Below are 26344 nucleotides of genomic sequence, written 5' to 3'. Positions count from 1 at the left end.
CTTCTTTGATTGTTTTGATAATAAAAAAGCCGGGCGACAGAGATGTTTGTCCGGCTTTTCATATGTTTTTATAGCATATTCTTGTTTCGGGAGAAAATATCCGTTGTATTTGCATAAACCTTAAATTTGGTATTATGAGAAATCTAAACTGTCACATCCGTCACATCTGTCACACAGCAGTTTATGCGCTTGAATTACAACGTGTTGCGATGGTGACGGATAGCGTGACGGATACGGTGACAGACTTTTGTCAATCTTGCACATATGCTACAGCCTCTTTTTACATGCATGATGTGGGTAGTTTCACCCAGTGGAATAGTTTGTTCCGTCCAGTGGAACAAATAGTTTCATGCTAATGGAACAAATTATTCCTATCAGTGGAACAATTTATTCCTATATGTAAAGACAGGTTGTACCATGCGCTAGAATTAATGGTTTCTATTAGAAAAACTCATTGTTCCAAATGGTGCAATACATTGTATCATAGCATATAATGGTCTGGATTATACCTGTCGCGAATGCATTCCTTCAATATCTTTCCGCTTCACCTCCCTATCGGAAATTCCTGTACCCTTCGCGTCCTTTTTTTTGAAAGAAACCTTCCTGTATATTGCTTTGTTTCCCGATTTTATCCGTATCTTTATAGATTGGAAAAAACGAATAAATACACGATAAATGATAAAGATTACCCAGGTACGCGACGGCGGAAACCATGTAACCCAGAGCACTCTTACACTGGATGCATGGGTAGAGAGAATGAAAGAGGAAGTGAAAACCTGTCCCGTCACCATGTTCAGAAGCCAGTTGCGCCATGTCCTCCCCGGCGACCATTGCGAGGCGGCGGACAAACTGCCCAAGATGATGCCTGCCGCCGAGTTCCGCAAGACGGAGGGCGGACAGTGCATGAAGGCTTATAACGGATTGGTGGAACTGACCGTAGGCCCCTTGGCGGGCAGGGCGGAAGTGGAGCAGGTGAAACGGGAGGCATGGAAGTTGCCGCAGACGCGGTGCGCCTTTATGGGCGCCAGCGGACATTCGGTGAAAATCCTGGTGGCTTTCACCCGACCCGACAATACGCTGCCCCTTACCCGTGCGGAGGCGGAAGCGTTTCATGCTCATGCCTACATCATGGCGGTGAAGTGCTACCAGCCCCAGTTGTCATTCGATATCCGTCCCAAGGAACCTTTCCTGGAACAATATTCACGCCTTTCCTATGACCCCGATGTGCTTTACCGGCCGGACTCCGTGCAGTTCTACCTGTCACAGCCTATGGGGATGCCCGATGAAATGGCCTTGCATACCGAACCTGCTGTCTCCGGCCAGCGTCCTTTGGAACGTGCCTTGGGGAGTTATGAAACGGCAGATGCGCTCTCCATGCTGTTCGAGGCGGCCTTGAGGCAGGCTTACATTGATTTGGATAAGCCCGATCCGGCCGATGAAAAGTCCTCCTATAGCTGGGATACCCTTCTTTCGCAACTGGCGTTGAACTGTTTCCGGTCGGGCATTCCGGAGGAAGCGGTGGTCAGCAGGGCGCGTTTCCGTCATTTTGTACGCAAACCGTTGGAACTGGTGCGTCAGGTGGTGCGGAATGTGTACAGCCGGCGTCAGGATTTCGGAAGCAAATGCGCTTTGAGCCGTGAGCAGCAATTGTCGGTCCTCATTGCCGAGTTTATGAAAAGACGTTATGAATTTCGCTTTAACGTGCAGACCGGAGAGGCGGAGTTCCGCGAGCGGCATTCCTTCTGCTTCCGCTTTCAGCCGGTGGACAAGCGTGCGCTGAACAGCATCGCCCTGGATGCACAGGCCGAAGGTATCCCCCTGTGGGACAGGGATATCAGCCGCTATGTGTATTCCAATCGTGTGCCGGTGTATAATCCGCTGGAGGATTTTTTGTTCAACCTTCCGGAGTGGGACGGACGCGACCGCATCCGTCCGTTGGCGCAGACCGTACCTTGTGACAATCCGCATTGGCCCGAATTGTTCCATCGCTGGTTTCTGAACATGGTGGCTCATTGGCGGGGGATGGACAAGCGCTATGCCAACAGTGTTTCGCCCCTGCTGGTGGGAGCGCAGGGAACGCGCAAGTCCACCTTATTTGACTTTTTAAAGTTATACCTTGCTTAAAATAAAGAAATACAGAATGTTATGAGATATAGAGTGTATTCTCATTTTGATTTCTCTGTAATATTGAATACAGTTGGATATGTGAAACTCTAAAATTTATAGCTATGAAGAAATTAATAAAGAAACCAATTGGTAACAGAGAGATAATGCGGAACTATTTCTCTACTATTGGACTTGTTCCTATAATGAAGTCCAAGAAAAGATGTTAATGATTAAGTGTTCAGAACTGAAAAAGCCAACTTATCCGTAATTGGATAGGCTGGCTTTTTGCATTAGTTACAGTTTCACTAGACTATTCCCATGTGAAAGTATAAATTGTAGTTTCTGTTCTTGTTTCATTATTATCTAGGCGTTTGTAAGTAGATACTTCAGTACAGCTTTCCACATATCCGTCTTTATCAAATGTATAGGTATATTGCTCTGTAGTTTCGTCAATTTCATCTTTGCTATATATTTTGTCTGGAAGTTGGTTGCATCTCATTCCTGCCAATTCGGGATGTGCTTCCAATAACGGACGCAAATCATCCACACTCCATACCATTATCGGGAGATAGCCTTTACAAGTTTTTCCACTATAAGACAATTCGTGAATATCTTCATCGCTAAAGCTCCATGCCATTTTAGTTAATTTTTCACCTTGCCATGTGTAAGACAGATAGTCCTCTTCATCATATTGCAATTTTACTAGCTGATTGTTTGCATTATAAGTAAAGTCTGTATTATCCAAATCTCCTCCGTCACTATCAGAAGTATGTGTTATCAATCCATTTTCTAATGTATATGTGATTGCCTCTCCATTTCTGCTTTCAATGATTTTGTTTGCTCCCCAAGTGACTGTATAAGTACTGGTGTGTGTGCTACCATCGTATTGTTCTGTGTTTGTAGCTGATATTAGCTTACCATTACTACCGTAGGAATATTCAGTAATAGATACCCCATCTTCGTTTGTCATTCTTAATTCAATAAGTAGCTTTTGATTGGTGATAACACCATCATCATTTTTACTAGGTTCTTCATCATCACTGCAAGAAGTGAAATTCACACACATGACTATGGCTAGTAAAGCCATTCCAATTAATCTAAAAGTTTTCATTTCTGTTTGATATTTAAGTTATTAATTATGTTGATTAAATCACTGGATATTTATCTTTGGTTATAGCGTCTAAGTATTCTGCTTCTTAATCTAATATCAATTATTATTGCAATGACACTGAAAAATAATATTGGAGAACAGAATGTAAAAAGCATATCTATAAAACTTCTAAGGTTCTGTGTTGGAGGATAATAAATAATAAACAGAACTGTATATATTACGAATATACTCCCTGCAATTATGCTGAATTTCAAGTAATAGTTACAATTCTTCAAAATTTCTTCTTCTCGTTCTTCCTCTTTTCTTCGTCTTTTCTGGTCTATCTGAAATTCTCTTATTTCTTTTTGCCTAGTTTCTTGCTGTTGCAATAAGAATCTTTTTTCTTGTTGCCTTTCTTCTATATTTCTACGTTCTTTGTTTTCAAAATAGGCAGTAAGTTCTTTTAGTGATTTTGGATGAAAAGAATTGCTTTGGCTTTCTTCTATCATAAAGGCAAATTTTTCTGTTCCGTCTAGCTGTAAAACAAATGTAACATCATCCTTGAATGATGGATGAAGCATATAAGATTGTTCTTTGAAAGAAATCACTAAGGAATTATTGGCAGAAATATATTGCCATGTAGCATTTATAACACTACCATTTACAGAAGTAATGAGAGAACCGTTTTCTTGAAAGATATATAACTCCTTATCTCCAGAATCATTAAATACCAACCAAGACTTATTACATAGAATAGCCTTAACATCCAGATTCTTACTGAATCTGTGGTATTTGTTAGGAATATCCAATAAGTAGGCTTTCATCTTGTTTAAATCCATGCTTCCCAGTTTCCAGACAGAAGCGGATAAAAATAAGGCGTGGAAACTTTAACTTATTATTCCACTTAGGCTCTGGACTGCCTTGACTGTATAATAAGCAAAGTCCACGCCTAATGATATGATATTCCTATAGCTAGGATATAAAATACCATAGACGCGGACGCTTCTTGCTCATTACCCACAGTCAAGAATTGTCCAGATTCAAGTGAAGGATAACTTTGCTAAACGCCCTTTACTAAAATATGTCCTTCCAGTGTCTTAACGCATTAAGACCTCTGAAATTGCTGCAAAGTTAATGAAAGGTTTTGAATAGCTAAAGATAAAACGCTGATAAATGCAGTTCCAAGTGTTCCAAAACATATCTGTAATAGATAATTAGCTAGTATCAGTTTCTTTTAGTTGTAACTTCATTGCAGTATAAAAATTAGAAGTGGGCATATAAGACGGAACTCATACTTACTGTTAGCTAGAAAGATTATAGCTAATATTGCAGATTGATATAACCATTCAAACTTTATTAGTAGTTCCCACAAATCGCACATACCATAAACTACAAGCCGTACCATGCCTTTTTAAAAAGACGGTTCCCACTTCATTTCGGAACTGGTTTGCATAGGACTATCAGAATGTGACAAAACTTTCTATCTCTGTAAATAGCTCAGAAATTTCAAACTTTGTCACATTCCAACAGATTAGAAACTTAGGCAGTCATAAGTATTTAACAGTTCTTCCTGCCTTAAACCTAAGTATCTTTTAGTTATAGTTACACTGGAATGATTAAACAGTTCCATCAGTTTGACTAAGGCTAGTTCTGAATTGTCACTGTTCATATTATAAACTTGTCTGCCAAAAGTCTTTCTAAGTGAATGACAGCTAAAGTTCTTAATCTTTAATTTATACTTCTTTTTCACCTCTTTTAGTATCACATTGATTCTCTGGATAGTGAAAACAGTTCCTTTTTGGCTCACTAAAATAGGTGAGTTAATTCCTATAGGCTTTATCTGTTCATAGCATTCTTTAATGTGCTGCCCAAGTTGGGCATTTATCCTAATAGTTCTCACCTTATTTGTCTTTTTCTCTATTACTGTAAATTCACTGGTATTTAATATCTGTTTCCATCTCAAAGCTAAAATATCTGATATTCTCAATCCTGTGAAACAACCCAAAGCTATAAGAAGTGAAATTTTGTAATTACCATCTTTAGCCAATTTCCTTATTAAATTCATAGCATCAGACCAAACTAGATAATCTGCTGTAGTGCTTGAATACTTTAAACTCATAATGTTCTGTTTTATATGTAAATAAATAAAAGTGAATGTTTCACCATTACCAACATACTAGCTAATTAGCTAATGTGTTGATTTATAGCAAAACATTCACTTTGTATATTAGTGAGTATTTATGATTGCAGATAAGTAAAGATTGCAATAATCAGTATCAGCAAAAAAGGATTGATAATACCAATTATTATTAGTAGTAGAACTACCAATGTACCCCATAGTACTAGTTTTCCATTATCTTCCATTCTGTAGTATTTTTAAGTTGTTAAAAAAGAAAGGACACCTAATAAATAGATGTCCTCTCATTAATTAGTCAATAAACCATTTGTAATGCTCATCCCCATGCAAGGCTGCATTAATTCCAACTGCCATTTCAGTAGCATTTAAAGAGCGGTCTAAGAAACTATCAATATATGAACTTTTATTTGCTCCAGTGAGCAAATTATAAAATTTCCACATATTCAAGTCATTTCCAAAGCTGCCAAAGTTCTCATCATTAATGTAGGCTTTTGCAACACTGTTAATCTGTGTATCAGTTAATAACATTCTTGGCAGTCTCTTTTGGTAACCATTGGGCAAACACTGATAAAGTCTCATTTTACCCAATATTTGTGCAAATTGATGCTCACTCATGGAAGTATTGCCCAACTGTTGCATCAGATACAGATGTTTGGCAGGATTGTAGTTGTTGAACAACTCTAAGGCAGAACGGTAAAGTTCACTTGTATTGCTCACTCTTAAATCATCCTTGTAACCATCTGTAAATATGCACATATTGCAACAAACTTGGTTTTTAAAGCCTATTGCCAACCTAAACAACTCTGGAACTTTCTTTGAATACAGATTCATTTGGTTATAGGCTCTAACCCCTACTATTGAAAGGTTCAACTTGTTACCCTCAACCGTTTCATAGATTGTAGGAATGTCAATACTGAAAGCTGCCCTCTCATAATAGATAGTTTTGTCAGATTCTAACAACTGATTGGCTGGCTTATGTATCGCTTCCGGAATGCGCCCCTTAATCACATGACTAACACGAATATTGGGTGTTCCAATAGCCTCACCATTGTAGTAGGAGTTTGCAGCTTCCCAAACAGTTTCAATAAATGCAGCATGGTTTACTGTAAGCTCATTGTCTTTGGCAAACACTGGAGTAATGCAGTCATTTTTCAAGTGACTTAAAGAAACTTCTTGTGTGTTTGCCTCTATGAAATGTAAAGACTTGTTAGATATTGCAGTTTCTTCAATAATGGTTGCTTCTTCTGCAAACTCACCTAAATTCATTCTCTCTCTGTTCTCTGTTGGCATGATAACTAAATTATTCATATTGATAAAAGTTTAAATGATTAATAATTCTTTTTATATCAATATACAGAGGGGGGACTAAGGGGCACGTAGTCCGTAAAGGCAGGCACTCTTATATATTTAAGGTTACTGGCTGAATGGGGAGGGGGCTTTCTGTACTAAGTACTTTATATATCTGCTCTCTTGACTTTTAGCTAAACTGAATATAGGTGATTAGCTAGTTTAGTCAAGCATGATGATGGGTGGCCACTCTATTTCTTCCTTCTTCTTTTTATTTTTTATATTCAGCACTTTAGCTATATATTCCAAAGTTATTTCTTCGGAAGTTATTCTATTAGTTAGCAAACTCCTAATTTCTTCATCTTTCATATAACCTAGCTTTCCTGCTATTTCAAGAAGTAAGCTGTTTTTTCTTCTGACACTGCCATCTTCCATTATTTTTATTTCATCGTTTCTGTCTGGTGGAACAACATCGTTATCAATGCACCAGTCATAAATAATATGATAGATTCTTGTATCTGTATCATCTTTCTTAAAATCTGGAATAATGGACTTGTTCAATATCAGCAAACCATTAGTTATATATTTTATCTGTCCTGCATTGACTGCCATTTCCAGATATTTATTTAATGTCTTTGTATCAATAATGCCCAGTTTCTTAGACAGTTCCGCTTTGTTAAGCCCATCCATATACGGACTTTCACTTATATACTTGTTCGTTTCCTTTTTGCATATTGCCTTTAATTTAAGCAAGAAGTTCTTTATCTTAATTCTCTCACTGGCTTTTGCAATGTTCATATCATCATTAAAGAAACTGTTATAAATATAAAAGAAGTCTTCATTACATTTTGCCACATGATATTTATTGTACGTCTTGTAGCTTCCTTCTGCTATTACATTGTTACTTATCACTTTATCAATAAGATTCTTATTATTCTTTAGCCTTGAAACGCTTCTTTTTACAGTGCTTAATGATATGCCTAGTTTTTCGGAAATCTCCTTTTCCGTAACATTATCTGCAATGGAAGTTTTATAATTCATCCTTGACTTTATATAGGCATATACTATGGCATCCTTATTATCTACATTATTAATGTCTTTTGTCAGTGTCGTATATTGTTGTTCCATTGTGCGCAAACGGTTGGTTATTTGATTCTTCTTGATATATGTTATAAATCTCTCCGTTTTTCAGAGCCTTGTTGTATTTACGTGTTCCACCTAGATACCGTTTCAATTCCTTTCTGGTATTGAACAGTCTGTTGTTGTATATCATCATAATGTTACGTTTTTGTTATTAGTTACTTATCTACGAAAGCTAGAAATTTGATAATGAAGTGCGAAGCACTGAATTATCTAAGTTGTAATGTTAGTATTGTAGTAATGTATAGAGTATCATTTTTCCCCTATACTTGGTGTCAAATTTCCCATAGACTACGGTTCATTTTTCCTTAGTACCACTTCACTAAGATTATCTTTAAAAAACATCTGTAATTTACTTTCTTGTGTTATCTGGCTAACCATGTATGCCGAAATAGGTATTATGTACCGTTTTTGATGCTGCCTTACAGAAAGGCTTTGCAGTCATACATTATGAGGTTGCCAATCATCCAGTTTAAAGTAGAATGTAATTCTACGCTTGTTTATCTGCTTCTTTTTCTTTAGAAAGCCGTTCATCTTTGCCCATATACCAACAGCTACCTTATTGCCGGTAATGCCATCCTTGAAAGCCATTTCTTTTAATTGTTCAAACGTGTAATACTCCATGATTCAATGTTAGTTTCATTATATACTGTAAAATCTATAGTGCTTGAATTACTCTGGGCAGTTCTGGTTATGCCTCTGCTCGTGGTAATTCCAATCTTTTTATCTATGTACGATTATACTCACCTCTGGGCAGTGTACCTAATCAAAGGGGCACTTTCTATAGCCAGCTTACCTTTATCTCCATATTGCCGTTATTTTCTTCTGTCAATAAGCTAACAGACAAGAATAGTGACTTTATGTAGTTCTTTTGACAATAGTTTATATTTATGGCTATTTACGGATATGTGATATTCGGAATAGATAGTTAAACAACTGTATATTAGCGACTAGCGGATATATCGAAGTAGGTGCTATATAACTTGCCTAGTAGATGAAAAACGGCAATAAAAAAAGGCAGTCAGTTATCCTGCTGCCCTTGTGAACCAGTGGAATACTGATTCAAACAATATAATGCAAAAAGCCAGTCAAATTAATATTAAACTGGCTTTCTTATTTCATTGTGTCTAATCTATTCCGACACAAGTTCTAATGAACTTCGTTTCTTCTTTTCTGTTTTCAAGTAGCAGTACCTTGAGCTTTTCTGGAACTTTAGCCCACTCTTCCTCTGTATCTTCTTCTTCAACGTCCATAGTTCTTTTTATTGTCACATCAAAAGAATCATTTCCTCTCTTTTCAATAAATATAAATATCTCCGCATCTATATTTATCACACTAGTGTCATATCTGAACAGCCTTTCAATTATTCCGGCATCATTGGTTTCTTGATAAAATACTCCCACCACTCCCTCTTTCTGTTCCATCTCTATATCCGTTTTCAGAACATCTTCTGTAAAAGTCAAACCAAGCATTCCATAGTGTATCAATTTGGAAGCGAAGTTTGCGCCATAATGTAAGTAACCAACTTTACATACATCTTTCTTTAATTCAATGATACAACCTCTTGTACTCATAATTCAAAATGTTTAAAGTTATTATTAACTATATCTTGCATAAAATCTCTATCCAGAGGAACACCGCAAGGCTCAAAAACGCTTCCTGCCTTTGGCATTTCGTATGATTCATTTATTAGTTTTGCATCTTTAAGACCTTGCAATGACTGAATGGTAAACCCACGACAGCACACTCTCATTGAAAAGTATTCATTTACCACTTCTGCATTTTGCTTGGTTTGTGCCCAAGCCAACATCTTTGCCAACATATACTCATTAAAGTTTATGCCATACTTCTCCAAAAAAGTAAATAGCTTTGTAAATTCATTCTTTCCCATATTTATATTTATTTGATTAATTATAGTTCTCTTCCATGTGTTTTTTCCAAAGAATGTTCAGTTCTTCATAAATGATAGTTTCCTTTGGTTTTCCACCTCTTGTACCTTTAGCTTTTTCTATCTTCTCCGTATTTTCACGTTGAACATTAGCTAGAAAGTGGTTCATATTGTTAGTGAACGTACTTTTTTCGCTATCATCCGTATCTTCATACTTGCCAATAATCCAGTCAATGAGTGTACGGCTCTTCAAAAACTCCGCACTGAATGATTTTCTGGCGGCTTCAACAAGTGTTCTCCCTCTACTGATGGTGTTTGATTTTCTAAGCACTTCATCAATATTGCCGCTGATAGCCCTGACAAGAACTGCCTTGCTTATCTTACTGCCAAATGTAGCCCACTTGGAAGCCGCATCCAGAGAATAGCCCATAGTAGTCAAATCAGACACAAAGTCCAATGTCGGCAAATCCTCTTCAACCATCATTTTCACACCCTTTACATAATCCGCACCTTTCCATGGGGTAGTGGCAATGTTGATTTCCGCCAATGTCTTTTCAATGCTAACAGACGGATTCAAAGAATACATGAAATAGAACTCTCTTTCGTACTGCTTTTCCGGCTCAATCTTTTTATTCTCTTCCAGAAGTCTTAAATGGGCACTGTAACGGTGGTTGGCATCCAATAGAACAACATAGTTATTTCCATCCTTGATTTCTTCACCAGTGGTAAAATCAACCACTTTCAAACCGTCTTTAATTGCAGTGGAAGCGTCCACAATGATTGCAGGAACTAGCTGACCGTATTCCCTCATTGATTTCATTTTAGCCTTGACTGCCTTTTCATTCAAATCTCTGTTACCTGCCAATCTTGCTACTTTTACACCATTCTTAGTTAATTCTGTTAATGTCATAATTTCGTTTCTCATAATTTATTACCGCTGCCCTGCGGATTTATATTGGCTTCTGGCACGCCGTTATTATTTTTTTGATGATGCAAAAGTAGAGTGGAAATTCCCATAGACAAAGCATTTTGCCTAATGCCCATGTGTGTAGAAAACGTGCCCATTCCAGTACGCAAAAAAAATGCGTACCAAAAAGGGAAATCCTTTCAGTACGCATTCCTGCTATGGTTGTATGTATGTCGTTTATGAGACTACCATGTAGTTATTAGCTATGACAGACGGAAATTTCTCGTTCTTGTATCTTCTAAGGAGATTGGATAACATTCTGTTCTTGTTGCCCTCCGAATCGTATTCTTCATTATATCTCTTGCCATCATAGCCCACTGTATAGATAAGCCTTGAAACAAGCATCATCTTGTCTTTAGATACCTTTACCCTTTTATTGGGTATGGTGGTAGCCTTTCTTCTTTCAATAAAGAACAGAAACATATCCGTAAACTTCCATTTCTTATAAGATATGTCAAGACTGAACTTGTCCGTAAAGCTGATTTTTGACGATAAGTCATTTCTGATAAATCCACCCAAACCTATGTTCTTTAATTGTTTAATCATGGTTTCTCTGTCTTGTTCACTATGTATAATATCACTGTATGTATTGATAAAATGCTGCAAGGCTGCTTGAATGATTCTAATTGTGTCCTCTCTTTCAACAACATAGCTTTTCTTGTTGTTCTTCTTTAAGGTGATACTTGTAGCTTCCAATAGATTGGCATGAAAATAGCTAAAATCTTCTAATACGGACTTATTTAATGCAGGTGCGTTTGTACCAATATCCTCTATAAAGTCATATACGAACAGAAGTAGATACCAAAACTTGCTAACATCTAGCTTATATGCTTCAATGGTATTCTGTAAATCTTCATTAGTTAGAAACTTCTCTTTGAAAGAATCATCCAGATTTCTGTATTCCCGTTTTTTGTATTCTTCCAAAGTTCCTTTGAAAGTGTTCATTTCTTTGTTTCTCTCGTATCTTTCTTCAACGGACAAGTTTCTTTCCGCATATCTGTTGGCAAATATAGCAGGTGCTGTAGATTCTATTGGTATCATTCCCTTATCTGTTTCTTCATAATCTGGTAGAAAGTGGTTGGCTACTTCCCACACATATTCTAATAGTGGCTCATCCAGACATTTGTAGCTTTCAGTCCAATTAACTTTCAAATCTGAAAGTTCCTCTATCTGATATAGTTTTTCTTCTAGCATGGTACATTCATTATTAGTTCTACTGCAAAATAACAGAAAAGTTTGTAGAATACAGACTTTTATATTTTATATTCTTCCAGATTGAAACTTTCCTGCAACTGTTTAAATGTGTATTCTTTCTCTTTGATACGTTCCAAGACAAAAGAAGTCATTTTAGGTTGCTCTGGTAAAGTTGGAACTATTACAGTCCGTTTTACCTTGTTGAATCTGAAAGTTATAGGAAGTGCCCATAAAAATGGTTTGTTCCTATTATGATACGCTATGATAGTTTCCAAGTCATTCTTGTAAGTAATGACTATGAATCCGCTATTTAAAGAAACGGAATAATAAACTACTTTACTAAGTAATTCTCTGAACATTTCTCCCTTGCCCTCCAGAGAAAGGCTGTCAAGTTCTTTTCTTGACTGGCTCTTTATTTCATCCGCTATTCTTCTGTTATTGGATGCAATTTCTTCATCAATGGCTGTCTTTTCCGCTTCTATACTCTTTATCTGGCTGTCTATTGAATCCGCCTTGCCATTCAATGCCTTGACTATTGTTATATTGGTGGAAGCCATAACATTATCTATGACTGTTTTCAAATCAGACTGTAGTTTGGCTATTTCAGAATCCTTTTCTTTTATGCTTTGTGTCAGTTTTATATTTTCAGCTTCTATTTCTGCAATTTTCTCATTGCTCTTGGCTTGGTAAGTTTCATCCAGAGTTCTAAGTCTGACATCTTTCCACACCGCATATATTAAAGTTTCAGCCTTTATGCCAACATTGGTGCATGGGCTTTTTATTCCCATCTTTATTCTGTCAAGACATCTGTAGGTAATGCAGGATGAGGTTCTGCCATACATTGAGGTTTGCCCACAAGGACACTTGATAATGCCTTTCAACGGGTTATAATGTTTTTGTGCCTCACCGCTATAATTCTTGTTCTCCTGCACTTTCTTGTGTGCCAGATTCCAGATTTCATCTGATATGAATTTTACGGGAAGTTCCAGTTTCATGCCTTTCCAATATCTGACACCGTTATAAATGGAATCATTTATAATTGTTCTGATAGACTGTTCATAGAACGGTTTGTTTCTTGCTGTCCTATATCCAAGCATATTCAGTTTTTCTGCTGTTTTTCCTAGAGAAAGACCGTTTGCCACATAGTTAAATATATCTCTGACTAACTGCATACGTTCCTCATCTTCCACCAATAACATTTTGGGGGTTGCTCCCTTTATATAATTCGGATTGGGCACTGCCTTAAAGCCAGTTGGTATATTACTGTCTGTAAGCATTAACGGAAACGCTTGTACTTTACTGTCTTTACCTGTAGTCATACGGCTTACTATTTTCTTTCTTTCATCCGCTGCTCCATAGGCTTTGATTGCAAGCATTAAAAAGTCAGAAAGAATGATAGTTTTTCCAGCTTCATATACCTTGTCTGGTTCGTCTAGTATTACTAAATCCACGTTTCTAATGATTGTGTGAATCTGTGTCAAAGTTTCAAATATATCATCTTGACGTGACAGTCTAGACAACTCACTAACTACTACCATGTCAGCAACGCTATTGGTAATGTTTAGAATACTGTTCAATCCGTTTCTGTTGCTGACTGTTCCAGATATGGCATAGTCTTCTTCTATTCTTAACAGAGAGTACCCCTTATTCTCACAATACTTTCTAATCAACACCCTTTGCCTTTCAAGGTCTTGATTATCAGTAGAAACACGAATATAACCTATAACTCTTTTCATTGTTTATCTTATCTTTGATGCAAAGATAAAGAGTATTTTCAATAGCAAGGTATAACTTTAACAACTTAACATTTTGCCGCAGCATCATGCCGCCTTCCGAATGCTCCTACTATACGGACAGCCTCGATTTCTCACGCAAGAAAGATGTCGAACTAAGCCTGAATCGATTCGCGCTGATCAATATTGACGAGTTCGACCAGGTGAGCGCCACACAACAGGGATTCTTGAAGCACATTCTGCAAAAGCCGGTGGTGAATGCGCGCCGGCCTTACGGCACATCGGTGGTGGAGATGCGCCGCTATGCTTCGTTCATTGCCACCAGTAACCACAAGGATTTGCTGACCGATCCTTCGGGCAGCCGCCGCTTCATCTGCATTGAGGTGAAGGGGGTGATTGATACCTCGCGTCCCATAGACTACGATCAGTTGTATGCACAGGCCATGCACGAGCTGGCGCACGGTGAGCGTTACTGGTTTAATGATGCGGACGAGTATGTCATGACGGAGGCGAACCGCGAATTTCAGCAATATTCTCCTGAAGAGCAGTTCCTTTTCCGTTATTTCCGCATGGCGGAAGCGGGGGAAGAGGGCGAGTGGATGGCGCCTGCCGAAATATTGAAGATATTGCATCAGGAAGTGGATATTCCATTGAACGCCAAGAGGGTGGCGGCATTCGGACGAATTTTGAGGAAACAGGGTATTCCTTCACGGCATACACGTAAAGGCACTGTGTATCAGCTGGTAAGGGCATGGTGAGATCCGGAGGCGGCGGTGTGACAGATAAAAGTCCGTCACACCATCCGTTACACCATCTGTCATAGTGGTAAACTATTGTCGTACAATGTGTTGCATGCGGCTGTGACAGTGTGACGGATATTACCAGTTAAATTCATTTGTGTAGTAGTCGAATGACGGCTCTTCGCTGATGCCTCTCTGGCGGAACAGCATGCGAATGGTCTGTTGGTCTTGTGGCGCAAAAGGGCGTTCCTTGCGGAAGCACCGGTAATACTGGCTTCTGCCCAGGTGGTTGATGATCATATTGCGCAGCAGGCTGCCTTCTTTGTAGGGCACATTGTCCAGCAGGTGGGTGACTCCCCATGCCATCCGCACTTTGTCGGTGGAACGGAACAGTTCACATTCTTCACCCTCCTTGGGATAACGGAGCGGGTTTACCACTTTGAGAAATAGATGTTCATCCGTATCCTGCAGGGCGGCAGTTCGTCTCAGGCAGTTTTGGGAACGGGGGCATGTGGCGTTAAGGCAGCGTGCGAAGTCTTTGGGTGCAAAGGGAAATTGCGGTTGTTTTTCCATGTTTCTTTTGTTTCTTTTGTTCAAAGTACAAATTTAATGAAAAACACTGGACCTGAAGAATAAAAGCGCTTCATTTGTTTCATGAACTCCCTGTTTTTTTGTAATTGTTTTATGTGAGCCATTTGGGGGACTGATTCTTTTTATTTCTGCAAAATTTCGTATTCTCTTAGCAAAAAAATATTCTATCGTTTTCCCATATTGAATAAAATGCGTATATTTGCACGCAATAAAATCTAAACGCATAAAGCCCTATGTCATTTATTGCAGATAAAATCGTAATGGACGGATTAACCTACGACGATGTATTGTTGATCCCCGCCTATTCTGAAGTTTTACCAAAAACAGTCGAACTCACGACTAAGTTCTCACGCAACATCGAGTTGAAAGTCCCTTTTGTGACTGCCGCTATGGATACGGTTACAGAAGCGAAAATGGCCATTGCCATTGCCCGTGAAGGGGGAATCGGTGTGATTCACAAAAACATGTCTATCGAAGAGCAGGCACGTCAGGTAGCCATAGTGAAACGTGCGGAAAACGGTATGATTTATGATCCTGTGACTATCAAGAGAGGATCTACTGTGAGAGATGCACTTGCGTTGATGTCTGAATATAGAATCGGCGGTATCCCTGTAGTAGACGATGAAAGATATTTGGTAGGTATTGTGACGAACCGTGACCTTCGTTTTGAGAAGGATATGGACAAACGTATTGATGAGGTAATGACGAAGGAGAATATTGTCACTACCAACCAGTCCACTGACATGGAGGCTGCCTCACGGATTCTGCAAGAGCATAAGATTGAAAAGTTGCCGGTGGTGGATAAGGAAGGTAAACTGGTAGGTCTTATTACTTATAAAGATATTACAAAAGCGAAAGATAAACCGATGGCTTGCAAGGATGCCAAAGGACGTTTGCGTGTGGCTGCCGGTGTAGGGGTTACTGCCGATACGCTGGACCGTATGCAGGCCTTGGTTGATGCCGGTGCGGATGCAATCGTTATTGATACGGCTCATGGCCACTCCATGTATGTGATCGAAAAATTGAAAGAAGCTAAGAAACGTTTCCCGAATATTGATATTGTGGTAGGTAATATCGCTACGGGCGAAGCTGCCAAAATGTTGGTGGAAGCCGGTGCGGATGGTGTGAAGGTCGGTATCGGTCCGGGTTCTATCTGTACTACCCGTGTGGTTGCCGGTGTGGGTGTTCCCCAGCTTTCTGCCGTTTATGATGTTGCCAAGGCGCTGAAAGGTACAGGTATACCCTTGATTGCTGATGGTGGCTTGCGTTATTCGGGGGATGTGGTAAAAGCTTTGGCTGCCGGCGGTTATAGTGTAATGATCGGTTCATTGGTTGCCGGAACGGAAGAGTCACCGGGTGATACGATTATCTTTAACGGACGTAAATTCAAATCTTATCGTGGAATGGGATCTTTGGAAGCGATGGAGAACGGCTCGAAGGATCGTTATTTCCAGAGCGGAACTGCCGATGTGAAGAAACTGGTTCCGGAAGGTATTGCAGCCCGTGTACCTTATAAAGGTACTTTGTATGAAGTGATTTACCAGCTGGTAGGTGGTCTTCGTGCGGGAATGGGATATTGTGGCGCTGCTAATATAGAACAATTGCATGATGCCAAATTCACCCGTATTACTAACGCAGGTGTATTGGAAAGTCATCCGCATGATGTGGCCATAACCAGCGAGGCTCCTAACTACAGCCGTCCTCAATAAAATGTATGAATGATGCCGCATAGAATGGTCGGTATTCTGTCACTTCTCCTTGTGTTCGCGTTGGAAATGCGGGCGCAAGGAGAAGTTGTGTTATCTATTGACGGTGAACCTGTAAAACGTTCCGAGTTTGAATATTATTTTCGTAAATCTTCTCATCGGACCCCGCTTTCTTTTCTACCTTCTTTTATCAACTATAAATTAAAAGTACGCTATGCACATGATATGGGAATAGATACGTTGTCTGTTTTCCGCAGGCAGGTGGACTGGTATCGGGGCAAACTTTTAAGAACTTATTTGGCAGATGCAGAAAAGGAGGAACAGGCTGCCCGCCGGTTATACCTGCAAGGTGAACAACGTTTGCAGGCAAATGATTGGATCAAAATTGCCCATATTAGCAAATATTTATCCCAGAATGCAAGCCGTCAGGAGGAAATGAGGGTGCGGCAGCAAATGGATTCGGTTTATGAAGCATTGCGGGAAGGCGCGGATTTTGCAACGCTGGCCCGCCGGTACTCGGATGATGAAGCTTGTAAAAATGTGGGAGGAGTGTTGCCGTGGATGCCTGTGAACAAGAATATGCAGGAATGGATAGACAAACTGGAATCTTTGGAAAGAAATAAGATTTCAGCTCCTTTTTATTCACCTATGGGCATTCATATAGTGAAATGGATAGACCGCAGGCAGGGTGTCAGTTTTGAAGAAAAACGGGAACAGTTATTGAATTATCTGGAGAAGAATGGCAATTGTACATGGAAGGAGCTTTCTGCAGAACAGAAGGAAGAACTGGAGTTCCGGGTGCAGGAATTGCAGGATGGTTTGCTTGCGGCTTATTTGTCGCAAAAATATCAATCGGGTGATGAAGCCTGGAATGAGGATGACCTGGAACGCTTCTTCAAGCAACATAAATCAGACTATGCCTGGGAATTGCCGCATTATCGGGGAGCAGTGATTCATTGTAAAGATAGAAAAACGGCTTCAGCTATTAAGAAACAATTGAAAAAAAAACCGGTATCCCAGTGGAAAGATATATTACATACACTGACTGGAGATGATGCTTCCTCCAAAGTTCGTATGGAAGCAGGTGTCTTTCAGATAGGGACCAACAGGTATATTGATAAATTGGTCTTTAAATGCGGTAGCTTTCAGCCTGAGCCGGATTTACCTTATACTTTTGTGATGGGAAAGAAGTTAAAGAAAGGTCCTGAAAGTTATGAGGATGTAAGAGAAGCGGTTGTCAAGGATTATCTGACTGTCTATGAGGATGCCTGGTTGAAAGATTTGAAGCGGAAATATAAGGTTGAAATTAACCAAGAGGTTTTAAAAACAGTTAATAATAACGGAAGTAATTAATTATTGCAGTATCTTCGTTCACTATTTTAATGTTATATGAATATCGTGAAAAACTGGGGGGTGTTACTTGTTATAGCAGGTGCTTTGTCGGGATGCGGCCAGGAGCACGACCATAAGGGGAGGACTCCTTTAGTGGAAGTTGCTGGTGAATATCTCTATAAAGAAGATTTGCAGGCGGCGTTGCCTTTCCATATTTCAAAAGACGATAGTGTCTTGTTTGCCGAGCACTATATAAAAAACTGGGTGGAGGATGTGCTGCTTTTTGATAAAGCGGAAGGAAATATTCCTGATAATGCAAAGATTGCCAAGTTAGTGGAGAACTATCGCAGGGCATTGATCATGCATACGTATCAGGAGGAACTGGTTAATCAGAAACTGGCCAATGAGATAAGTGATGAGGAAATCAGCGCTTATTATGAGAAAAACAAGGAGTTGTTTCATACAGAACATCCTTTTGTGAAAGGGCTGTTTATAAAAGTTCCTCTTCATTCTCAGGATTTGGCAAGTGTACGCAAATGGTATAAAAAAAATAACCGGGATGCTATTGAGAGCCTGGAAAAATACAGTTTGCGCAATGCGGTGAGCTATGATTATTTTTATGACCGTTGGATGCCATTGTCCGATATTGCTGTCAAAATACCTTTGAAAGCGCTTGATACGGATGAGAACTATTTGGACAAGAACCGGAATATAGAGGTAAAAGACACGGCGTTTTGTTATTTCCTGCATGTAGAGGAATTCTTGGGTAAGGACCAACAGAGGCCGCTGGATTTTGCAAAGACGGAAATTAAGGAGATTTTAATAAACCTGAAGCGGGTTGAATTTATAAATAAAGTCAAAGAAGAGTTATACCGACACGCTTCGGACAGGAACAAGATTAATTACTATTATTTGAATTCAAATGAATAAATTGATGTGTACCAAAGTTTATGCACTGATGCTGATGCTGTTTGCCGTTGTTTCAGTATACGGGCAAGACAATGTGATAGACGAGGTTGTATGGGTAGTAGGTGATGAGGCCATTCTAAAATCGGACGTGGAGAATGAACGTCTGAATGCCCAGTATGAAGGCCGCAAGTTTGACGGTGATCCGTATTGTATTATTCCGGAGCAGCTTGCCATCCAGAAATTGTTTCTTCATCAGGCTGCTATTGATAGTATTGAGGTTTCCGAACAGGAAATTATCAGTGATGTGGAAAGACGTACAAATTGGCTGATTGATCAGATTGGTTCTAAGGAAAAAGTAGAAGAATATTATAATAAGACTTCTACACAAATACGCGAAATGCTCCGCGAGAATATACGTGATGGAAAAACGGTGCAGAAAATGCAGCAGCAGATTGTGGGGGATATCAAGATTACTCCGGCCGAAGTCCGTCGTTATTTCAAGGATCTTCCTCAAGACAGTATTCCTTTTATTCCTACTCAGGTAGAAGTGCAGATCATTACTATGGAACCTAAGATTCCGCAGGAAGAAATTGAGCGTGTGAAGAAGACTTTGCGTGACTATACGGAACGTGTTACTTCCGGTGAAATAGCTTTCTCCACTTTGGCACGTCTGTATTCGGAAGATGAAGGTTCGCGCCGCCGTGGTGGTGAACTCGGCTTTATGGGCAGGGCTGAGCTGGTACCTGAATATGCGAATGTGGCATTCAATCTGCAAGATCCTAACAAGGTATCCAAGATTGTGGAGTCTGAATTCGGCTTCCATATTATCCAGTTGATCGAAAAACGTGGTGACCGTATCAATACCCGCCATATCTTGTTAAAACCGAAAGTGGATGAAAAAGATCTGGAAGCAGCCTTGTTACGTCTGGATTCTATTGCCAATGATATCCGTAATGAGAAATTTACTTTTGATGATGCCGCTACTTATATCTCTCACGATAAGGACACGCGTAATAACCATGGTTTGATGGCGAATCCGCAGACTGGTACGGCGCGTTTTGAAATGCAACAATTGGCACAGGTGTCACAAGAGGCTGCAAAGATGGTGGAAGGCATGAATGTGGGGGAAATTTCCAAACCTTTTACCATGATTAATGCAAAAGGAAAGGAAATTTGCGCTATCGTGAAATTGAAAACCCGCTTGAACGGGCATAAGGCAACCATAACGGAAGACTACCAACGGCTGAAAGGCATCGTGATGGAAAAACGCAGCGAAGAAAAACTTGATAAGTGGATCAGGGATAAACAAAAACATACCTACGTGCGTATTAATGAGAAGTGGCAGAAATGCGATTTCAAATATCCGGGTTGGGTAAAGAAATAATGTAGTGTATAAAGTATATGCTTGGAAAAAGAAAGAATAAATACTCTTCGGGCAGGCATAGGATACTTGTGGTAAGTGTCCTGTGCCTGTTCGGCTTTTGCTTGCTGGCTCAGGTGAGACCGGCTAAAAAAGGGGAACAGAAACCGGCTAAAAGCAAGGTGTATCTGTTGCATTCGGATGTGTTGAAGAAAAGTCCGTTGAATCCGGACCCGGATGCACAGATTCTGATTGGAAACGTTGCGTTCCGTCACGACAGTGTATATATGTATTGTGACAGTGCCTGTTTCTATGAGAAAACGAATTCGCTGGAAGCTTTTGACAATGTGAAGATGGTGCAGGGGGATACCTTGTTTCTGTATGGGGACTATTTGTTTTATGACGGAAATACCCAGATTGCCCAGGTACGCTATAATGTACGCATGGAAAACAAGAATACGACTTTGTTGACGGATAGCCTGAACTACGATCGTATTTATAATTTGGGATATTACTTTGATGGCGGGACATTGATGGACGAGGAGAATGTATTGACTTCGGAATGGGGGGAATATAGTCCGGCTACCAAAATATCTGTGTTCAATTATGATGTGAAGTTGGTCAATCCTAAGTTTACTTTGACTTCCGATACATTACGATACAGCACAGCAACCAAAATAGCCAATATCCTTGGTCCGTCCGATATTGTCAGTGATGCTAACCATATTTATTCGGAATTGGGCTTTTATAATACTCAGATAGGGCAGGCGGAATTGTTGGACCGGTCCGTGCTGACCAATGAGGGGAAGCGTTTGACTGGAGACAGTCTGTTTTATGATCGTGTAAAAGGATACGGGGAGGCGTTTGATAATGTGATCATGACAGATACTGTAAACAAGAATATGCTGACTGGTGATTATTGTTATTATAATGAATTGACCAAGTATGCTTTTGCTACTAAAAAAGCGGTGGCAGTGGATTATTCACAAGGTGACAGCTTGTTTATGCATGCCGATACATTGCAAATGTATACCTACTATTTGAATACTGATTCTATGTTCCGGGAAACGCGGGCGTATCATAAAGTACGTATGTATCGCACGGATGTGCAGGGGGTATGCGATTCGTTGGTCTTTTCCTCCAAGGATAGCTGCCTGACCATGTATTATGACCCTATACTGTGGAATAACAACCAGCAGTTGCTGGGAGAGAAAATCATGATTTATATGAATGACAGTACGATAGACTGGGCACATATTCAGAATCAGGCTTTGTCTGTAGAACAACTGGATTCTACTAGTTATAATCAGGTGACAGGAAAAGAGATGAAGGCTTGGTTTCAAGGCGGTGAGATGCGCAAAGTAGATGTGATCGGTTCGGTTCGTCTGGTATATTATCCGATGGAAAGCGACAGTACACTGATTGGAATGAATGTTTCTGAAACCAGTCTGCTGAATATGTTTCTGGAAAACCGGAAGATGAAAAAAATGATTATGAGTCCGAAATCGAACGGTACTCTTTATCCTATGCTCCAACGTCCGCCGGAGAAGATGAAGTTGGATAACTTTGTGTGGTTTGACTATATCCGTCCGCTTGATAAAGAGGATATCTTTAAGTGGCGTGGAAAGAAAGCCGGTCAGGGGTTGAAGAAGAGTAACCGGAGCGCTGTTCCTTTGCCCAATCATAATTTATTTAATAAAAAGAAATAGCTATGGGAATGTTTAAGATGGAAAAGCCCCGCCGTTTCAACCATCAATATATTTATGTGGATGAACGGAAGGAGAAGCTGCAAAAACTGGAGGAGAAAGCCAAACGCGAGTTGGGTATGCTTCCTCCCAAAGAATTTTCTCCGGAAGATATCCGTGGAAAGTTCGTTCAAGGTACCAAGCATTTAAAACGCAGAAAAGAAAGCGGGCGTAAGCCGATGACTTATGGAGCTTTGTTTGTGGCCATTTTGGTTTTGTTGTATATTCTGCATTACCTGGTGACCGGTGAGTTTACTTTTTAATTACGTAAGTTTATAAGATATATGAGCGATATTATCCGTTTGCTGCCGGATTCCGTTGCCAATCAGATAGCAGCGGGAGAGGTGATTCAGCGTCCTGCATCAGTGATTAAAGAATTGGTGGAGAATGCTATCGACGCAGGTGCTCAGCACGTTGACGTGTTGGTAGTGGATGCAGGAAAGACTTCCATTCAGGTGATTGATGATGGAAAAGGTATGTCGGAAACAGATGCACGTTTGTCTTTTGAGCGCCATGCGACTTCTAAAATTCGTGAAGCTGCTGATTTGTTTGCTTTGCATACCATGGGATTTCGTGGAGAGGCTTTGGCTTCTATTGCTGCTGTGGCTCAGGTGGAGCTTCGTACTCGTATGGAAGGGGAGGAATTGGGAACGATGTTGACGATATCCGGCTCCAAGGTAGAGGGACAGGAGGCGGTTTCTTGCCCGAAAGGCAGTAGCTTCAGTGTGAAGAATTTATTCTTTAATGTGCCGGCGCGTCGTAAGTTCCTGAAGTCGAACCAGACGGAACTGAGTAATATATTGACGGAGTTTGAACGGATTGTATTGGTTAATCCGGAGGTGTCTTTCACTTTGCATCATAATGGGGCGGAACTGTTCAATCTTCCTGCACTTCAGTTGCGCCAGCGTATCATGGGAGTTTTCGGAAAGAAAATAAATCAGGAGTTGTTATCGCTGGATGTAGATACTACAATGGTCCGTGTTTCCGGGTTTGTAGGAAAACCTGAAACAGCCCGTAAGAAAGGAGCCCGCCAATATTTCTTTGTAAACGGGCGATATATGCGCCATCCTTATTTTCATAAGGCTATCATGGATGCATACGAGCAGTTGGTTCCCGTGGGTGAGCAAGTATCTTATTTCATTTATTTTGAGGTGGATCCTGCTAATATTGATGTGAACATACATCCTACTAAAACAGAGATAAAGTTTGAGAACGAGCAAGCCATCTGGCAGATATTGGCAGCTGCCGTGAAAGAAACTCTAGGTAAGTTCAATGCGGTACCTTCCATTGATTTTGATACGGAGGGAATGCCGGATATTCCAGCCTTTGATGCATCTCCATACACTGGTATACAGCCACCAAAGACGACTTATAATCCTGATTATAATCCTTTTAATGTTTCGGCTGCTCCTCCCTCTTCTTATTCAAAGCCTAGTAAGGACTGGGAACAACTGTATGCGGGGCTGGAACGTCATGCTTCTTCTCAAAACTTTCATCCTGACGAGAATGATTATAGGGCGGAAGAGGCTTCTCCTGCGGAGGAAAATCCCGGATTGTATGATCATGTGGAGGACTCTTCAGTCAGTGAGAAATCTGGCCAGCATTATCAGTTTAAAGGACGTTTTATTTTGACTTCTGTAAAGTCCGGCTTAATGATCATTGATCAGCAGCGTGCCCATATCCGTATTTTATATGACAAGTATATAGACCAGATAAGTCGTCGTCAAGGTGTTTCTCAAGGAATGCTGTTTCCGGATATTGTGCAGTTTCCGCTTTCCGAAGTGGCTATTTTGCAGGAAATTATGGAAGACTTGTCTTTCCTGGGATTTGAACTGACTGATTTGGGAGGAGGAAGTTATGCCATAAACGGTGTTCCTGCAGGTATTGAAGGCCTTAACCCGATAGACTTGATCCAAAATATGGTGCATACAGCTATGGAAAAAGGTGGCAAGGTAAAAGAAGAGGTGCAGAGTATTCTGGCATTGACTTTGGCTAAAGCGGCGGCAATTGTTCCCGGACAAGTGTTGACGAATGAGGAAATGACAGGTTTGGTGGATGGCTTGTTTGCTGTGGCTACTCCTAATTATACTCCGGATGGTAAAACGGTTCTTTCCGTGATTAATGAGGATGATTTGGAAAAACTGTTTAAATAATTTGCCAATGTGCTGGTTTGCCAATGTGCTGCTCTATGTCCGCATGGTAATTGACACATTGGCATATTGACACATTGTTACATTATAAAGAACGTGAAGATTCTTGAACTAAATAAAAACAAATTCAACACACCGTTATTCTTTGGCAGGACTTTTGTACTTTTGAAAACTCATTTGCCGTAGAAAGTTTTTTTGAGTAAGGACTTTGGGCAGACAATAAACTATTATATGAAAATAACATTACTTAGCTTGGTCCTGTGCCTGCTTTGTTCTTTGAATATGGCGGCACAAGGAAGTGACATAGGTAGTAATCCTGAGGATACCACCATCCATCAACTTTCAAAAAAAGAATTAAGACGCCGGAAGGTGGCTAAGCGCAATATACATTATAATATATTGGGAGGACCGAGTTATACTCCGGACTTTGGTGCGTTAATAGGAGGTAGTGCTCTTGTTACATTTCGTATGAATCCGTCGGATACCTTGCAGAAACGTTCTGTGTTGCCGATGGCTGTTGCGGTAATGTTCGAGGGGGGCTTGAATCTGATGGTGAAGCCTCAGTTGTTTTTCAAAAATGATAAATTCCGTATTTTTGGAAAATTCACTTACAAGAATACATTGGAGAATTTTTATGGTATCGGCTATGCTACCAATAAGCATTATGAGCGCAGTGACTCTACCAGTGAATATCGTTATAGCGGTTTCCAGATTAATCCGTGGTTTTTATTCCGTTTGGGTAAAAGTAATTTCTTTGCCGGTCCCCAGATTGACTTGAGTTATGATAAAATATCCGAGCCTGCCAAGTATTTGGTAGATCAGCCTGATTACAAAAGGTTGGGAGGCACTGCTCACGGATATTCCAATTTCAGTTCGGGAGTGGGATTTCTGCTGACTTATGACAGCCGGGATATTCCTGCCAATGCTTATAAAGGCATTTATCTGGATTTTCGTGGGCTGATGTACCAGAAGTTTTTGGGAGGAGATAATAACTTCTACCGCTTGGAAGTGGACTACCGCCAATACAAAAAGGTAGGAAATAGAAAAGTTATAGCTTGGACTGCCCAAACCAAGAATGTGTTTGGGGATGTTCCTATGAACCAATATGCTTTAAGTGGCACTCCTTTTGATCTTCGTGGATATTATATGGGGCAGTATCGTGATAAATCCTCTCATGTGGTGCTTGCCGAATATCGTCAGATGTTCAATACGGATAAAAGTACATGGGTAAAGCGTATGTTGCATCATTTGGGTTTTGTTGCATGGGGAGGGTGCGGTTTTATGGGGCCTACCATGGGTAAGATTGAAGGAGTGCTTCCTAATGCCGGTGTGGGACTTCGTATCGAGGTGCAGCCGCGTATGAATGTACGTCTGGATTTCGGACGTAATTTTGCCAATGATCAAAGTTTGTTCTATTTCAATATGACAGAAGCATTTTAATGGAAGTAAACACTATGCAGACTGAATATATATTAAAAGCGATGGATGCGGCTTTAGCTGCCGGTAAGGAAATTCTGAACGTTTATAATGATCCTTCTTCTGATTTTCAGGTTGAAAGGAAAGCCGATAATTCTCCACTGACTCTTGCAGACCGTAAGGCGCATGAAACCATTATGACTTATTTGCAGGAAACAGACTATCCGGTATTGAGTGAGGAAGGAAAGCATTTGCCTTACGAGAAACGGGCGCAATGGGATACGTTGTGGATAGTCGATCCCTTGGATGGAACAAAGGAATTTATAAAACGGAATGGGGAATTTACTGTCAATATTGCTTTGGTAAAAGAAGGAGTTCCTGTTTTTGGAGTGATTTATGTTCCTGTCAAAGAAACGCTTTATTGGGGTGAAGTGGCAACCGGCGCTTATAAAATGGAAGGAGTGACCGGACGTGCAGGCCGTTCACTGGAAGAAATGAAGGCATCGGCATTTCGTATGCCCTGTGCCGAAACAAATGAAGTTTTTGTCATTGTTGCTTCCCGTTCCCATCTGTCGGCCGAAACGGAAGAGTATATTGAGGAAAAGCGAAAGATATACCCTCATGTGGAGTTGGTGTCTGTAGGCAGTTCCATCAAGATTTGCAAAGTGTGTGAGGGACTGGCCGATGAATATCCCCGTTTTGCTCCTACCATGGAGTGGGATACGGCTGCCGGTCATGCCATAGCCAAGGCATCCGGAGCAGAAATATATCAGGCGGGAAAAGAAGAACCGTTGAAATATAACAAGCCGGACTTGCTGAATCCTTGGTTTGTCGTTAAACGAAATTAATATCC

At 40.2% G+C, this 26344-nt stretch carries 23 protein-coding genes and 2 pseudogenes; 12 read left to right on the top strand and 13 right to left on the bottom strand.

Annotation, left to right across the window (positions count from 1 at the left end; translation table 11 throughout):
* Window positions 1-134: 134 nt before the first annotated feature.
* Window positions 135-356: a hypothetical protein gene (locus tag BVU_RS22120; RefSeq protein ID WP_016271405.1), complete on the top strand. Its 222-nt coding sequence runs from the start codon at window positions 135-137 to the stop codon at window positions 354-356.
* A gap of 319 nt (window positions 357-675) precedes the next feature.
* Window positions 676-2091 (top strand): annotated as a pseudogene (locus BVU_RS02260) (BT4734/BF3469 family protein); the annotation flags it as partial.
* 325 nt (window positions 2092-2416) lie between these two features.
* Here the strand turns inward: BVU_RS02260 and BVU_RS02255 are convergent.
* The 12 genes from BVU_RS02255 to BVU_RS02205 all read right to left on the bottom strand — a co-directional run bounded on the left by BVU_RS02255 (window position 2417) and on the right by BVU_RS02205 (window position 13545).
* A complete protein-coding gene (locus BVU_RS02255) occupies window positions 2417-3217 on the bottom strand; it encodes a DUF4595 domain-containing protein (RefSeq protein WP_011964754.1) in 801 nt (266 codons plus the stop codon).
* 50 nt (window positions 3218-3267) lie between these two features.
* Entirely contained in the window at window positions 3268-4020 is a 753-nt protein-coding gene (locus BVU_RS02250) for a hypothetical protein (protein WP_041174507.1), read from the bottom strand.
* 707 nt (window positions 4021-4727) lie between these two features.
* A complete protein-coding gene (locus BVU_RS02245) occupies window positions 4728-5315 on the bottom strand; it encodes a tyrosine-type recombinase/integrase (protein WP_011964752.1) in 588 nt (195 codons plus the stop codon).
* A gap of 309 nt (window positions 5316-5624) precedes the next feature.
* Window positions 5625-6641: a DUF3871 family protein gene (locus BVU_RS02240; RefSeq protein WP_011964751.1), complete on the bottom strand. Its 1017-nt coding sequence runs from the start codon at window positions 6639-6641 to the stop codon at window positions 5625-5627.
* Window positions 6642-6842: 201 nt separating this feature from the next.
* The gene (locus tag BVU_RS02235; RefSeq protein WP_011964750.1) at window positions 6843-7661 is read right to left on the bottom strand and encodes a helix-turn-helix transcriptional regulator; all 819 of its coding nucleotides are present in this window, start codon (window positions 7659-7661) and stop codon (window positions 6843-6845) included.
* Between the two features lie 49 nt (window positions 7662-7710).
* Window positions 7711-7896, bottom strand: coding sequence for a hypothetical protein (locus tag BVU_RS21195; protein WP_008770063.1), 186 nt, complete (start codon window positions 7894-7896; stop codon window positions 7711-7713).
* A gap of 305 nt (window positions 7897-8201) precedes the next feature.
* The gene (locus tag BVU_RS02230; RefSeq protein ID WP_005837375.1) at window positions 8202-8384 is read right to left on the bottom strand and encodes a hypothetical protein; all 183 of its coding nucleotides are present in this window, start codon (window positions 8382-8384) and stop codon (window positions 8202-8204) included.
* Window positions 8385-8887: 503 nt separating this feature from the next.
* Window positions 8888-9334, bottom strand: coding sequence for a hypothetical protein (locus BVU_RS02225; protein WP_011964749.1), 447 nt, complete (start codon window positions 9332-9334; stop codon window positions 8888-8890).
* Window positions 9331-9651 (bottom strand): hypothetical protein, encoded by a 321-nt coding sequence (locus tag BVU_RS02220; RefSeq protein WP_011964748.1) that lies wholly within the window; start codon window positions 9649-9651, stop codon window positions 9331-9333. Before BVU_RS02220 ends, BVU_RS02225 begins: the two co-directional genes overlap by 4 nt.
* A 16-nt stretch (window positions 9652-9667) precedes the next feature.
* Window positions 9668-10573 (bottom strand): hypothetical protein, encoded by a 906-nt coding sequence (locus tag BVU_RS02215; protein ID WP_105093526.1) that lies wholly within the window; start codon window positions 10571-10573, stop codon window positions 9668-9670.
* 219 nt (window positions 10574-10792) lie between these two features.
* Window positions 10793-11809, bottom strand: a complete 1017-nt coding sequence (locus BVU_RS02210) for a hypothetical protein (protein WP_011964746.1) — start codon at window positions 11807-11809, stop codon at window positions 10793-10795.
* 59 nt (window positions 11810-11868) lie between these two features.
* Window positions 11869-13545 (bottom strand): recombinase family protein, encoded by a 1677-nt coding sequence (locus BVU_RS02205; protein ID WP_011964745.1) that lies wholly within the window; start codon window positions 13543-13545, stop codon window positions 11869-11871.
* Between the two features lie 68 nt (window positions 13546-13613).
* Between BVU_RS02205 and BVU_RS02200 the strand changes: the two are divergent.
* Window positions 13614-14300 (top strand): annotated as a pseudogene (locus BVU_RS02200) (DUF3874 domain-containing protein); the annotation flags it as partial.
* Between the two features lie 120 nt (window positions 14301-14420).
* On the opposite strand, the gene BVU_RS02195 reads toward BVU_RS02200, so the two are convergent.
* Entirely contained in the window at window positions 14421-14879 is a 459-nt protein-coding gene (locus BVU_RS02195) for a DUF6078 family protein (protein ID WP_224205190.1), read from the bottom strand.
* Between the two features lie 227 nt (window positions 14880-15106).
* Between BVU_RS02195 and guaB the strand changes: the two genes are divergently transcribed.
* The 9 genes from guaB (at window position 15107) to cysQ (ending at window position 26339) form a co-directional block, all read left to right on the top strand.
* Window positions 15107-16582, top strand: coding sequence for an IMP dehydrogenase (gene guaB / locus BVU_RS02185; protein WP_005840208.1), 1476 nt, complete (start codon window positions 15107-15109; stop codon window positions 16580-16582).
* Window positions 16583-16594: 12 nt separating this feature from the next.
* The gene (locus BVU_RS02180) at window positions 16595-17932 is read left to right on the top strand and encodes a peptidylprolyl isomerase (RefSeq protein WP_005852841.1); all 1338 of its coding nucleotides are present in this window, start codon (window positions 16595-16597) and stop codon (window positions 17930-17932) included.
* A 36-nt stretch (window positions 17933-17968) separates the two neighbouring features.
* Entirely contained in the window at window positions 17969-18841 is an 873-nt protein-coding gene (locus BVU_RS02175) for a peptidyl-prolyl cis-trans isomerase (protein ID WP_005852843.1), read from the top strand.
* A gap of 4 nt (window positions 18842-18845) precedes the next feature.
* Window positions 18846-20204 (top strand): peptidylprolyl isomerase, encoded by a 1359-nt coding sequence (locus BVU_RS02170; RefSeq protein ID WP_005840202.1) that lies wholly within the window; start codon window positions 18846-18848, stop codon window positions 20202-20204.
* 17 nt (window positions 20205-20221) lie between these two features.
* A complete protein-coding gene (locus tag BVU_RS02165) occupies window positions 20222-21889 on the top strand; it encodes an OstA-like protein (protein ID WP_005840200.1) in 1668 nt (555 codons plus the stop codon).
* Between the two features lie 2 nt (window positions 21890-21891).
* A complete protein-coding gene (locus BVU_RS02160) occupies window positions 21892-22188 on the top strand; it encodes a hypothetical protein (protein ID WP_005840198.1) in 297 nt (98 codons plus the stop codon).
* A 21-nt stretch (window positions 22189-22209) separates the two neighbouring features.
* Complete coding sequence (gene mutL, locus BVU_RS02155; protein WP_005840196.1) at window positions 22210-24078, top strand: DNA mismatch repair endonuclease MutL; 1869 nt, start codon at window positions 22210-22212, stop codon at window positions 24076-24078.
* Window positions 24079-24306: 228 nt separating this feature from the next.
* Complete coding sequence (locus tag BVU_RS02150) at window positions 24307-25515, top strand: BamA/TamA family outer membrane protein (RefSeq protein WP_005840194.1); 1209 nt, start codon at window positions 24307-24309, stop codon at window positions 25513-25515.
* Window positions 25516-25529: 14 nt separating this feature from the next.
* The gene (gene cysQ, locus BVU_RS02145) at window positions 25530-26339 is read left to right on the top strand and encodes a 3'(2'),5'-bisphosphate nucleotidase CysQ (protein WP_005852847.1); all 810 of its coding nucleotides are present in this window, start codon (window positions 25530-25532) and stop codon (window positions 26337-26339) included.
* The last annotated feature ends 5 nt before the right edge of the window (window positions 26340-26344 follow it).

The organism is Phocaeicola vulgatus ATCC 8482, from assembly GCF_000012825.1.
Taxonomy (GTDB): Bacteria; Bacteroidota; Bacteroidia; order Bacteroidales; family Bacteroidaceae; genus Phocaeicola; species Phocaeicola vulgatus.
Note: the sequence above shows the minus strand (reverse complement) of the source record. Positions and strands in the feature narration are given on the sequence as shown.

Coding starts and splice junctions, on each gene's coding strand:
- BVU_RS02235 (WP_011964750.1), bottom strand. CDS start 7,661: ATGAATTATAAAACTTCCATTGCAGATAATGTTACGGAAAAGGAGATT.
- BVU_RS21195 (WP_008770063.1), bottom strand. CDS start 7,896: ATGATGATATACAACAACAGACTGTTCAATACCAGAAAGGAATTGAAA.
- BVU_RS02210 (WP_011964746.1), bottom strand. CDS start 11,809: ATGCTAGAAGAAAAACTATATCAGATAGAGGAACTTTCAGATTTGAAA.
- BVU_RS02170 (WP_005840202.1), top strand. CDS start 18,846: ATGTGTACCAAAGTTTATGCACTGATGCTGATGCTGTTTGCCGTTGTT.
- BVU_RS02245 (WP_011964752.1), bottom strand. CDS start 5,315: ATGAGTTTAAAGTATTCAAGCACTACAGCAGATTATCTAGTTTGGTCT.
- BVU_RS02175 (WP_005852843.1), top strand. CDS start 17,969: ATGAATATCGTGAAAAACTGGGGGGTGTTACTTGTTATAGCAGGTGCT.
- BVU_RS22120 (WP_016271405.1), top strand. CDS start 135: ATGAGAAATCTAAACTGTCACATCCGTCACATCTGTCACACAGCAGTT.
- BVU_RS02240 (WP_011964751.1), bottom strand. CDS start 6,641: ATGAATAATTTAGTTATCATGCCAACAGAGAACAGAGAGAGAATGAAT.
- guaB (WP_005840208.1), top strand. CDS start 15,107: ATGTCATTTATTGCAGATAAAATCGTAATGGACGGATTAACCTACGAC.
- BVU_RS02205 (WP_011964745.1), bottom strand. CDS start 13,545: ATGAAAAGAGTTATAGGTTATATTCGTGTTTCTACTGATAATCAAGAC.
- BVU_RS02230 (WP_005837375.1), bottom strand. CDS start 8,384: ATGGAGTATTACACGTTTGAACAATTAAAAGAAATGGCTTTCAAGGAT.
- BVU_RS02160 (WP_005840198.1), top strand. CDS start 21,892: ATGGGAATGTTTAAGATGGAAAAGCCCCGCCGTTTCAACCATCAATAT.
- BVU_RS02255 (WP_011964754.1), bottom strand. CDS start 3,217: ATGAAAACTTTTAGATTAATTGGAATGGCTTTACTAGCCATAGTCATG.
- cysQ (WP_005852847.1), top strand. CDS start 25,530: ATGCAGACTGAATATATATTAAAAGCGATGGATGCGGCTTTAGCTGCC.
- BVU_RS02250 (WP_041174507.1), bottom strand. CDS start 4,020: ATGAAAGCCTACTTATTGGATATTCCTAACAAATACCACAGATTCAGT.
- BVU_RS02180 (WP_005852841.1), top strand. CDS start 16,595: ATGCCGCATAGAATGGTCGGTATTCTGTCACTTCTCCTTGTGTTCGCG.
- BVU_RS02225 (WP_011964749.1), bottom strand. CDS start 9,334: ATGAGTACAAGAGGTTGTATCATTGAATTAAAGAAAGATGTATGTAAA.
- BVU_RS02215 (WP_105093526.1), bottom strand. CDS start 10,573: ATGAGAAACGAAATTATGACATTAACAGAATTAACTAAGAATGGTGTA.
- mutL (WP_005840196.1), top strand. CDS start 22,210: ATGAGCGATATTATCCGTTTGCTGCCGGATTCCGTTGCCAATCAGATA.
- BVU_RS02165 (WP_005840200.1), top strand. CDS start 20,222: ATGCTTGGAAAAAGAAAGAATAAATACTCTTCGGGCAGGCATAGGATA.
- BVU_RS02150 (WP_005840194.1), top strand. CDS start 24,307: ATGAAAATAACATTACTTAGCTTGGTCCTGTGCCTGCTTTGTTCTTTG.
- BVU_RS02220 (WP_011964748.1), bottom strand. CDS start 9,651: ATGGGAAAGAATGAATTTACAAAGCTATTTACTTTTTTGGAGAAGTAT.